The following is an 11,046-nucleotide window of genomic DNA, read 5'->3' as shown; positions in this document are numbered from 1 at the left end:
CGGAAGTTGCCGGGCAGCTCGTTCTCGGCATCTTCGATGAGCGGTGGCACGCGCTGGGCGATGTACGCGATGCCCTGCGGCACCACCAGGCCGTAGCCGCGCAGGATGGGCTTCGCCTTCCCTGGTGACGCAGCGGCAATGCCCGCGGTGTACAGCAGCGGTAGGAAGTGGTCGGGCGTCGGGACCGCCATCGAAACATCAGGATGCTCGGTGAGCGACGCGATGTCTTCGGGTCGGTTCGACATCAGGTCAGCCGCAGCGTCATCGAACCGATGCGCCCAGTCTTCACCACCCTCACGGTTGTGCCAGTCGATCACTCGCAGGTTGTGGACGACGTTGCCGCTCGACACGACCAGAACGCCACGCCGACGCAGCGCATCGAGCTTGGCACCCAGCTCGACGTGATACGACATCGGCTTCAGCGAATTCAGCGACAGCTGCACCACCGGAACGTCTGCCTTCGGAAACAGGTGACAGCGCCCTGCTTTTCCTCCCTGAGCAGGCGCTGCAGCGATGACAGCGAAGGCGTTCGGCTCCCGGCAAGGCCGGGGCGGTCTTTCCTGGTTGGCTCTGAAAGTCGCGACGCTAACGTTCGCACACATGACTCGCCATCGCCTCCACCGCCAGACCACCGCGTTCTTCGTGGTGCTGTCACTGATGTTCTCGCAGCTGGCACTGGCGAGCCATGTCTGCCCGCAACAGGCCGACCCGGCCGCGGTGGCAGCCGTGATGGAGGCAGGCACGCACTGTGACGGCATGGCCCCGCAGCAGCTGGCCCAGTGCCATCAGCATGCGGTCGAGCGGCGGCTTGGGGCCGGAAGCAGCTACACGTGATCTGGCACCACGGATAGCGGACCTGCCCGATGGCCGCTCAGTTGCCGCCGCGCAGGTTCTGCACCTGGAAGAGCTTGGGCGGGTTCTGCTTGGCATCGACCTGACCCTTGAACTGCCCGGTCGTGCAGTGCTTCGACTGCACGTCGACCATGGAGAACGAGTCGTCGATCGCGATGCCGGTGCCCTTGTTGATCGGCAGGTGGGCGTCCGGATGCGACTTGCCGATGGTCCAGCTCTTCCACAGCTCGCCCTTGCGGTCGTAGATTAGCGTGCGGTTGATGTTGTAAACCTGGGCGTCGATGTGGAAGACGCGCTTGCTGATCGGATGCGCTCCGTTGACGGGCTCGGCCTCCAGCACAAAGACCTTGCGCAGCTGCCAGGTGATGTTGGGGAAGCAGCCGCCCTGGCCGCCGAAGTCCACGAACTTGTAGCCGTCCGCCTGCTTGAACTCGTCCGTCAGCGCCAGCTCGTTGTGGTTGTAGTAGGGCATCAGGATGTTCTTGGTGCCCTTGTAGGCCCACTTCATGTCGGACACGCGGCCGTTATAGCCCTCGAAGTCCTCGATCATCAGATCGGCGCCGAGGAAGGCATCGGTCGCCTGCCCCGTGGCCAGCCGGCGCACGCGGCGCTGGAAGCCCAGGTAGAGGTAGGCGTCGTCGAACTTCAGGTCGTCGTCGTAGCGCTGGATCAGCAGCTGGGTGTTCTTCAGGTCCTGCGGCTCCTGCACCTGCACATAGATGCCGCGGAACAGCTCCGACGGGTTGGGCGTGACCTCGGGCACCGGCGCGTCCTGCACGCGGTGGCGGAAGTTCAGGAAGTGGAAGTCGAATTTGATGGTCCGCTCGACCTGACCGGTCGTCATGTTGCGGTACTTCCAGTAGAAGGGATCGATGGCGGCGTTGTCACCCCAGTTGATGCCGTACTTGAAGTTCCAGGCGATCTTCTCGCCGGCGCGCGGGTCGTCAAGCCGCGGCTCCTCGGGGAACGGACGCCCGGCCTCGAAGCCGCTGATCTCGCCGTTCTTGGCGCCCAGCTTAGTCTTGTTGAGGCCCTTGCGGCTGGCCTCGACATAGGCCTTGTTGAGCTGGAACTGGGTCGTCGGGCCCACCTTGATCTCGGTCCAGCCGCTCTTGACCGCCAAGTACATGCCGGCGTCGAGCGCGTCCTTGAACTGCTCGACGTTGGCCTTGCTGATGACGGTGCCAACCGTCAGGCCGGGGAAGCTCGGAAAGCCCTGCTTGTAGGGGTTGAACGAGGCCTCGAGGTCGGCCTCGGTGGCGGCCAGCGCGCCGGCCGCCAGGCCCGCGGCGGCGAGGGTGAGTGTCAGTCGCTTCATTTGGGTCTCCTGATTCAGAACTGGTAGCGGGCGGTGAAATAGAGCTCGTTCTCCTTCCAGGCCGAGCCGATGGGGCCGGCGCGGAAACGGCCGAGCGGTTCGAGGCCGCCGAGGCCGCGCGAGTAGGCGGTCATCGGGTCCGCGTCGCCAAAGGGCGCCGTGAATGGCGGCCAGGGGTTGCAGGAGCGGCAGTCGTCGAACTTCCAGCGCTCGTCGTCGCTGCGCGTCTTGAAGTTGCCGCCGAAGCTCAGCTTGAGCTTGTTGCTGACCAGCCAGTCGAGCTGGGGCGACATCACGAGGGCACGGGCGCGCACGTCGTAGGCCGTGATCAGCTGCGGGCTGACGCGGTCGCCCGCGAGGAAGGCCTTGATCAGCAGGGTGCCGATGACGTTGTCCTTCCAGTCCGGCATGCCGACCGTGCCGAAGGGGCCTTGCTGCCGTTCGTGGTCGAAGATGTGCTGGTAGAACAGCTGCGCCGAGATCAGCGTCGTGCGGTTGGGGTTGATGAAGGGGATGAAGGTGGGCCGGTCGATGCCGATCACCGAGCGCCAGACCTTGTTCTTCGAGTACAGCTCGGGCCGCGCCGTGTTGGCGAATTCCTCGCCCTGGGTCAGCGCGCCCTCGACGCGCACGGCCGCATTGGCCGCCTCCCACTGCAGGTCCACCGAACCACCGATCATGTTGACGCGCGGATAGGCGACGTCGAAGGCAATGAGGAAGGGGCAGTGGCCGGTGCCATCGTTGCAGGGCTGGCCGGTGAAGACGTTCTGGGCCGCCTTGCCGCCGTGCAGAGACGGCAACTGCGAGCGGTAGCTCAGCGCGTTCAGCGAGAAGGACAGGCCGCCCTGGGTCACGCCCTCGTACTTGACGCCGACCTGGGTGTTCTGCAGGTTCCACTTCGGCAAGTCCACGCTGCGGATGCCGATCTGGCCCGGCCCGAAGTCGGTGGACAGCAGCACACCGGGGCCGACGTTGGCGAAGTTGGACACCGTGCCGCCGTTGTCCCACAGGTTCTTCATGCCGCGGAAGAAGCAGCCGGCGTCCAGGATGGTGTTGGCCGTGCCGCACTGGCCCAGGTTGTTGGGCCGGAACTTGTCAACATTCCAGATCAGCTGCAGGTTGCGGTCCTGCATGCTGTCACTGGAACCCATGCGCCACTCGGCCTGGGCGATCCACATCGGGATGCGGATGTCCTGCAGCTCGTCGTAGATGTTGTTGCGTGAGTAGTCGACCGGGTTGATGACGTCGAGCACGCGGAACAGGTCGGTTCGGCCCCAGACGACCTGCTGGCGGCCCAGCTTTAGGAACAGCTGCTGGCCGGCGTCCAGGTCGACGGACCGGGTCACATAGAGCTCGCGCAGCGCGTCGGCGCGGTTGTTGAACTCGGGCGTCTCCAGCTGGCTGCGGGTCTTGTTGCCATAGCCGCCGAAGTCCACGCAGCCGCGGCTGTCGACGTCGCAGGGACGCACCGGAACGGCGAGCTCGACGCCGCCGTTCTGCGTCGAATGCCAGCGGTCGCCCAGCAGCCGCAGGCCGTCGTTGGGGTTGTAGTTGGGCGCTGCCGGGTTGGTCGAATTGAAGCCGAAGGTATTGGTCGTCAGACCCAGGCCGGCGACGACGGCCCGGTTCACCGCGCCGCCGCCGTGCGGCAGCGGCGGCGGCCCGCCGGTGGACTGCAGCAGCACGCCGCCGCCGGCGCGATTGCCGTACTGGTCGTCATTGAGGCGGTAGACGCCGTCGTAGCTGCCACGCAGGATGGCGTGCAAGGCCCAGCCGTCACCCAGCTTCTTGTCGGCCTCGACCTGCAGCGTGTTGCGGAACTTGGACAGGCCGACGCTCTGGCCGGTCGCGTCCTTGCCGCGCACGCGGGTGTCGTTCTCGTAATAGATGTCGACCTTCCAGGGGTCGGCGGCCGGCTCGGCCTGCTGTGCCTGCGCGGCACCCGCCATGCAGGCGAGCAGGGCCAGTCCCAGCGGCCAGCGCCGCCTCGGGGTTGAGCAACTCATGGGATGTCTCCTCTTGGGGTGGATGGTCTTGGCGCCCTTGTCGACCTAGGCGCTCACTGCTGCGCGGGCCTCGGTATGAGGCGTCGCCTTGCTGGTGTCGTCGTCGCTGTCCTCGGCGGTATCCAGCGCGCCGGCGACGACGAAACGGGGCTTGAACACGACGCACCAGGCCGGCACGATCAGGATGGCGGCGATGGCGTTCACGATCAGCATGAAGGACAGCAGCGCCGCGGCATCGGACTGGAAGCGCAGGTCGCTGAGGAAGACCCACAGCACCACGCCCGCGGTCAACGTCAGCGCCGTGAAGCTGACGGCGTAGCCGGTCGTGCTGACGGCGTTGATGGCAGCCTGGCGCACGTCGCGCACATGCGGCATCTCCTCGCGGATGCGGTCCATGAAATAGACCGCGTAGTCGATGCCCACGCCGACGCCGATCATGATGACGGGCACGGTGTTGACGCTGATGCTGATGCCCTTCCAGCCCATGTAGGCATAGGACAGCACGGTGGCGAACAGCATCGGCAGCACCATCAGCCAGCCGGCGTGCACGGACTGGTAATAGGCCATCACGACGACGAAGGCCAGCACCATGACCAGCGGCACGAGCAGCAGGTGGTCGGTGTGCAAGGCCTCGTTGGCTGCCGCCGTCACGCCGATGATGCCGCCGCCTGGCTCGAAGCTCAGGCCCGGCACGCCGGCCGTCACGCGCGCGGCGGCGTCCTGGGCCAGGGCCAGCGCGCGGTTGATGGTCTCGGCCTGTCGATCCTTGTAATAGAACACCAGGTCGGCCTCGTTCTCGTCGGCGTTGACGAATTCCTTCAGCGCGCCGGGGATGGGGCTGGACGCGAGGTAGGCGAACATCAGGCCGCCGACCTCGTCGGCCGAATCGGGGAGCTGGGCCCAGCGCGGGTCGTCGTTGTGCGTCAGTCGGTTGACGACGCGCACGACGGTGGGCAGCGCCTTGGTGCCACCCAGGTTAGGGTCGGCCAGCATCTCGGCCTGGAAGGCCTCGATGGCACGCAGCACCTCCGGCCGCTTGATGCCGCCCTTGTCCTCGGTGCGGGCGACGATGTGCAGTTCCTCCGAGCCAGGGAAGAGGCGGTTGATAGCCTCGGTCGACTGGTTGTAGGCGTGGTCGCGGTGCAGGATGGGCGAGCCCGGCTCGGTTTCGCCGGTCTTCACGCGAGCCGCCAGTTGCCCACCGGCCAGCATCAGCAGGCCGGCGACGAGCAGGATGACCGTCGCACCACGCACCGTGCCGCCACTGCGGGCCATAGCCGCGCCGAGGAAGGCGCGCACGGCCTGGTTCTTGTTCTCGGTGGCCCGGGGCTCGGGCAGCACGGTCAGGGCCAGCGGCACCATGAAGTGCACGGTGAAGATGACCGAGAAGGCCCAGAAGCCCGCCGAGATGCCCAGCTTCCAGTTGAAGGGTGCGGCGCCGAGGATCATCACGCCGATGCCGATGGCGTCCACCGCGATGGCCAGCGAGCCGGGCCGGAACAGTGCCTCCAGCGCATTGCGCGCCGCGCGCTTGCCACTGTGCGTGATCGCCAGTTCCTCGTAGTAACGCGCCACCAGCTGCACGCCGTGCGACATCGCCCGCGCCGCGATCAGGAAGGGGATGGGCATGGACAGGGGCTCCAGGTTGAAGCCCAGCCAGGACATGAAGCCCAGCCCCCAGATCGACGACAGCGCGATGCCCAGCAGCGGCAGGAAGACACCGTAGAAACGCCGGAAATAGGCGATCAGCAACGCTGCCAGCAGGGCCAGCGTGTAGAACAGGATGGCGACGATCTGGTTCAGGTAGGTGTACACATACCCGGTCAGCACCGGGTTGCCGGTGAGGTGGACCTTGTGGCCCGGCGTCGCCAACTCGGACTTCAGGGCCTGCAGCGCGGCGAAGGTCTTGGCGTAGTCGATCTCGCCCTCGTTGAGCTGGGCCTTGATGAGGGCCGCCTTCAGGTCGGGCGAGACGAGCAGGCCATAGACCTGCGGGTTGGCCATCACCTTCTGACGCAGTGCGTCGAGCTCTTCGGCCGTGTGATGCGGGCGCTGCGGGTCGTAGTAGGGCTCGGACGCGAAGCTGCCCTCGGCCGTCAGGTGCACATGACGGGCGGTGCGGTGCGTCAGGCTGCCGACCAGGTTGTGGTTGACGCCGGGCAAGCTGTCGACGCCCTGGGTGGCGCGCTGGATCAGCGCCAATGTCGCGTCGTTGAAGACCGTGCCCTGCTCGACCTCGACCGCCATCACGATCTGATTCGCGCCGCCGAAGTTCTCCTTGATGCGGTTGTAGGTCTGGATGTAGGGGTGCTTCTGCGGCAACAGGTCGCTGAAGTCGGTGTAGATGCGCAGGCCCGGCAGCCGGGTCGCGAAGGCGAGCGTGACGGCCAGGATCAGCCCCAGCACGATCTTCGGGTTGGCGAAGATCCATTCCTCGGCGCGCACCAGCGCGCGCAGCAGTTGGCGGGCGGCGGCTTTCATCGCGCCTCCTTGGTGTCGTTGGGGGCCTGCGCGACCTGGGTCGACAGGTGGATGACGTTCAGCGCGCCGGCTGCGCCGGCAACCAGCATGGAGCGCGCGTCGAGGGCGACGCCGGCAGACAGGTAGGCCGGGATGGCCTGCCCATGCTCGAAAGCCTGCCACTGCTCGCCCTGCAGCCTGACCATGCGGCCGCCAGCGCCCAGACCGTAGAGCTCATCGGCGACGCGCAGCAGCCCGTACATCGGCACGCCGGACGGGTTAGCCTGGCTCGTCCACGTGCGGCCGCCATCGCGGGTGCGCTTGATGACGCCTGCGATGCCGGAGACCCAGCCGTTGACGGGGTCCGTGAACAGCGCCGCGTAGGGGTAAAAGTCGCCCTCGATCTTGGGCTGGGGCTGCCAGCTGGCGCCACCGTCGGCGCTGGTCAGCACGGCGCCGAATTCGCCAGTGATGACGGCGCGCCTGTCGTCGATGAACTGCACGGTGGTCAGGATGGCGTCGTCGCCGAGGTCGCGGGCCTGCCACGAGGCGCCCTGGTCGGCGCTCCACAGGATGCTGGTGCGGGCACCGACGGCCCACAGCCGGTTGCGTGGGTCGCAGGTCAGCGCCAGCAGGTCGCTGCGGGTCGGCACCGGGCGCATCGCCCACTCGCCGCCCGCGGCGGGCTGCACCCAGACCTTCTTGTAGAAGTCCAGCGCCGCGAAGCTGCCGTCCGGGCAGGCCGCCACCGCCAGCACCGACGAGGGCTGGGCCAGCGCTTGCCGCGCCCAGTGCGCGCCGCCGTCGGTCGAGGTCAAGATGACGCCGCCGGCCGCACCGGCGACGACGCGGCTGCCATGGCTGGCCAGCGCCTGGAAGGTGTCGTAGCGCTGCACGGGCTTGCCTCGTTCGGCCTGCACGCCGGCCCAGTCGGGCGCCGGCACGCAGCCGCTCAGCAGCGTCAATGAGGCGCCCAGCCACGCGATGCGCGCGGCCCATGTCCTCGTCGGTCTCGGTTCCATCGTTGTCCCCTCTTCGCAGGCGCGGCAGGGCCGGCCCGTGGTGGCGTCTGGCGCCACGTTTGTCGATTTCGTCAATCCGCGGGCGCTGCCTTCAGCGTCCACCAGGAAAGGGGCAAAGCCCATGCCAGCACCGCCAAGTGCTTGATTCGTATCGACCAGGCCGCGCGGCCCGCGCCGCCCTCCGGGGACTCCCGCATACCGACCTGAGCATTTGCTGCACTGCCACTTGATCAAATGCTCAATTCCGGCGACGGAGCGGCTGCCGAAAAGCAGCAGGCCCGCCGGCTGCGCGAAGCAGCGGGCGGGCCTGCGGGACGAGGCTGGGCGGGTTAGCGGCCGAGATCCAGGGCGCTAACGCCGGCGATGCCCCAGTTCTCCTTGGGCACCTCGGTGATCCAGACGCGCACGTTCTCCTTGGGCGCACCGACCGCCTCGGTCAGTGCTTGCGTGACCTTCTCGATCACGGCACGTTTCTGCTCGATCGTGCGACCTTCGATCATGTAGATCTGGGCAAAAGGCATGGGAGTCTCCGGTGGGTTCGGGCGCTTCAGGCGGCCACCTTCTGGGTGACAACGGCACGCGTGCGCGCCAGCGTCATCGCCGTGTCCTCGATCATGTCCTCCTGGCCGCCGACCATGCCGCGCCGGCCCATCTCCACGAGGATGTCGCGCGCCGGCACGCCGTACTTCTGCTCGGCGCGCTTGGCGAACAGCAGGAAGCTGCCGTAGACGCCGGCATAGCCCAGCGTCAACGCGTCGCGGTCGATGCGGATCGGGAAGTCCATGATGGGCACGACGAGGTCCTCGGCCACGTCCTGGATCTTGAACACGTCCACGCCAGTCTCTATGCCCATCAGGTCGCAGACCGCCACCAGCACCTCCATCGGCGTGTTGCCCGCGCCGGCGCCCAGGCCCGCCGCCGCCGCGTCGATGCGGTTGGCGCCGGCCTCGATGGCGGCGATGGAGTTGGCCACGCCCATGGCGAGGTTGTGGTGGCCGTGGAATCCCAGCTCGGTCTCCGGCTTGAGCGCTGCGCGCACGGCGCCCACGCGGGCCTTGACCGTGTCGGGCAGAAGATGGCCGGCTGAGTCGGTCACATAGATGCAGTTGGCGCCATAGCTCTCCATCAGCTTGGCCTGCCTGACCAGGCCCTCGGGGCTGTTCATGTGCGCCATCATCAGGAAGCCGACCGTGTCCATGTCCATCTTGCGGGCCATGGTGATGTGCTGCTCGGAGACATCGGCCTCGGTGCAGTGCGTGGCCACGCGGATGGTGTGCACGCCCAGCTCATGGGCCATCTTCAGGTGGTCGACGGTGCCGATGCCGGGCAGCAGCAGGGCCGAGACCTTGGCCTGCTTCATCAGCGGGATGACGGCGCTCAGGTACTCCTCGTCGGTGTGGGCCGGGAAGCCGTAATTGACGCTGCTGCCGCCCAGGCCGTCGCCATGCGTGACCTCGATCAGCGGGATGCCGGCGGCGTCCAGCCCGCAAGCGATGGTTTCCATCTGCACCAGGCTCATCAGATGGCGCTTAGGGTGCATGCCGTCGCGCAGCGTCATGTCGTGCAGGGTGATTTTCTTGCTGCTCATGGGGTTCTCCTTCAGGCGGCCACGGCTTCAAGCGTCAGCTTGCCAGCCAGCATTTCCTCGGCAAACATTTCGGCGGTGCGCGCGGCGGCGGCGGTCATGATGTCCAGGTTGCCGGCGTACTTGGGCAGGTAGTCGCCCAGGCCCTCGACCTCCATGAAGACCGAGACGCGCTGGCCGTCGAACACCGGGCCGTTGACCAGTTGGTAGCCAGGCACGTATTTCTGCACTTCCTTGATCATGGCGTGGATGGACGCCGTGATGGCCGCGCGATCGGGCTCGCCCTCGACCAGGCAGTGCACGGTGTCGCGCATGATCAGCGGCGGCTCGGCCGGGTTGATGATGATGATGGCCTTGCCCTTCCTGGCGCCGCCGACCTTCTCCACGGCACCGGCCGTGGTGCGGGTGAATTCGTCGATGTTCTTGCGCGTGCCCGGGCCCACCGACTTGGAGGAGACGGTGGCGACGATCTCGCCATAAGCCACCGGCTGTACGCGCGAGACTGCCGCGACCATCGGAATGGTCGCCTGGCCACCGCAGGTGACCATGTTGACGTTCATCTCGCGCTTGCCGACATGCTCCCTGAGATTGACGGGTGGCACGCAGTAGGGGCCGATGGCCGCCGGCGTGAGGTCGATCATGAGCGCACCGCAGGCGTTGACCTTGCGCGAGTTCTCGGCGTGCACATAGGCCGAGGTGGCGTCGAAGACGATCTGGATGCCGTCGGCCTGCATGTGCGGGATCAGGCCGTCGACGCCCTCGGCGGTGGTCTTCAGGCCCAGCTCGCGGGCCTTCTTCAGGCCGTCGCTCTCGGGGTCGATGCCGACCATCCAGACCGGCTCCAGCACGGCGCTGCGGCGCAGCTTGGCGAGCAGATCGGTGCCGATATTGCCCGGCCCTATCAGCGCGCACTTGATTTTCTTGCTCATCAGGTTTGCTCCATGAAGTTGAAATCGATCAGGCGCTGGCGCCATCGCCTTCGGCGAGGAAGTCAGCCACCAGGCGGTTGAAGCGCGCGGTGTGCTCGATCTGCGTCCAGTGGCCGCAGTGGCCGAACACGTGCAGCTGGCTGTTCGGGATCCAGTCGGCCAGCGTCAGCGAGGTACTCAGCGGAATGACGCGGTCCTCGCGGCCATGCAGCACCAGCGTCTCCTGCGGCAGTGCGCGGATCGCGGCCTCGGGGCTGGCCATGGCGTCCACCCAGCGCTGGCGCGGCGCCGGGAACATGGCGCTGAACGCCTCCTGGTAGCCCGGCTGGATGCTGGCCTCGTAGCGCAGCTGGGCCAGTTCGTCGTTGACGCGCGAGCGGTCGTGGGCGAACAGGTCCAGCAGGCCGCGCATGGTGGCAATCGAGGGCTGGTAGCCCCAGACGGCGTCCAGGCCCGGCGTGATGGCGAAGGGCACGCCGACGCTGCCCATCAGCACCAGGCGGCGCACGCGCTGCGGCGCGCGGATCGTCAAGGCCAGGGCCAGCGCGCCACCGAATGAGTTGCCGACCAGGTCGACCTGGGGCAGGTCGAGCGCGTCGAGCAGGTCCAGCGCCTGCTGCACCCAGCCGTCCATCGTGTAGCGGATGCCGGCCGGTCGCTCGGTGTCGCCGAAGCCGACCAGGTCGGGCGCCAGCACGCGCCGCTGCTGCGACAGCACGGGCAGGGACAGCCGCCAGTTGGCCCAGGCGCTCACGCCGGGGCCGGAGCCGTGCAGCATCAGCAGCGGCGGCTGGCCGGGCCGGCTCGTGCCGTGGTCGTGGTACTGGGTCTGGAAGGCGCCGGTGGCGATGCGGTGTGTGGTGCTCATGGTCAT

The 11,046-nt window shown here is 67.3% G+C and carries 9 protein-coding genes and 2 pseudogenes; 1 reads left to right on the top strand and 10 read right to left on the bottom strand.

The window, feature by feature from the left end; translation table 11 throughout:
- Positions 1-104, bottom strand: a pseudogene (locus CDO81_RS29305) (IS110 family transposase); the annotation flags it as partial.
- Positions 105-185: 81 nt separating this feature from the next.
- Positions 186-413, bottom strand: a pseudogene (locus CDO81_RS28885) (4,5-DOPA-extradiol-dioxygenase); the annotation flags it as partial.
- 187 nt (positions 414-600) lie between these two features.
- Here CDO81_RS28885 and CDO81_RS28515 point away from each other — a divergent pair.
- Positions 601-834 (top strand): hypothetical protein, encoded by a 234-nt coding sequence (locus CDO81_RS28515; protein ID WP_158218347.1) that lies wholly within the window; start codon positions 601-603, stop codon positions 832-834.
- A gap of 37 nt (positions 835-871) precedes the next feature.
- Here the strand turns inward: CDO81_RS28515 and CDO81_RS18920 are convergent, their stop codons facing one another.
- The 8 genes from CDO81_RS18920 to CDO81_RS18885 form a co-directional block, all read right to left on the bottom strand.
- Positions 872-2,170 (bottom strand): DUF1329 domain-containing protein, encoded by a 1,299-nt coding sequence (locus tag CDO81_RS18920; protein WP_088484773.1) that lies wholly within the window; start codon positions 2,168-2,170, stop codon positions 872-874.
- Between the two features lie 14 nt (positions 2,171-2,184).
- Positions 2,185-4,176, bottom strand: a complete 1,992-nt coding sequence (locus tag CDO81_RS18915; RefSeq protein WP_088484772.1) for a DUF1302 family protein — start codon at positions 4,174-4,176, stop codon at positions 2,185-2,187.
- A gap of 45 nt (positions 4,177-4,221) precedes the next feature.
- Positions 4,222-6,657, bottom strand: a complete 2,436-nt coding sequence (locus CDO81_RS18910; protein WP_088484771.1) for an efflux RND transporter permease subunit — start codon at positions 6,655-6,657, stop codon at positions 4,222-4,224.
- The gene (locus CDO81_RS18905) at positions 6,654-7,658 is read right to left on the bottom strand and encodes a WD40/YVTN/BNR-like repeat-containing protein (RefSeq protein WP_241517059.1); all 1,005 of its coding nucleotides are present in this window, start codon (positions 7,656-7,658) and stop codon (positions 6,654-6,656) included. Before CDO81_RS18905 ends, CDO81_RS18910 begins: the two co-directional genes overlap by 4 nt.
- A gap of 329 nt (positions 7,659-7,987) precedes the next feature.
- Positions 7,988-8,179: a 2-hydroxymuconate tautomerase gene (locus CDO81_RS18900; RefSeq protein ID WP_088484770.1), complete on the bottom strand. Its 192-nt coding sequence runs from the start codon at positions 8,177-8,179 to the stop codon at positions 7,988-7,990.
- A 26-nt stretch (positions 8,180-8,205) separates the two neighbouring features.
- Complete coding sequence (dmpG, locus tag CDO81_RS18895; protein ID WP_088484769.1) at positions 8,206-9,246, bottom strand: 4-hydroxy-2-oxovalerate aldolase; 1,041 nt, start codon at positions 9,244-9,246, stop codon at positions 8,206-8,208.
- 11 nt (positions 9,247-9,257) lie between these two features.
- Positions 9,258-10,172, bottom strand: a complete 915-nt coding sequence (locus tag CDO81_RS18890; RefSeq protein WP_088484768.1) for an acetaldehyde dehydrogenase (acetylating) — start codon at positions 10,170-10,172, stop codon at positions 9,258-9,260.
- A 28-nt stretch (positions 10,173-10,200) separates the two neighbouring features.
- Positions 10,201-11,046, bottom strand: a complete 846-nt coding sequence (locus CDO81_RS18885; protein ID WP_373714577.1) for an alpha/beta fold hydrolase — start codon at positions 11,044-11,046, stop codon at positions 10,201-10,203.

Source organism: Roseateles puraquae (genome assembly GCF_002205845.1).
GTDB lineage: Bacteria > Pseudomonadota > Gammaproteobacteria > Burkholderiales > Burkholderiaceae_C > Pelomonas > Pelomonas puraquae.
Note: the sequence above shows the minus strand (reverse complement) of the source record. Positions and strands in the feature narration are given on the sequence as shown.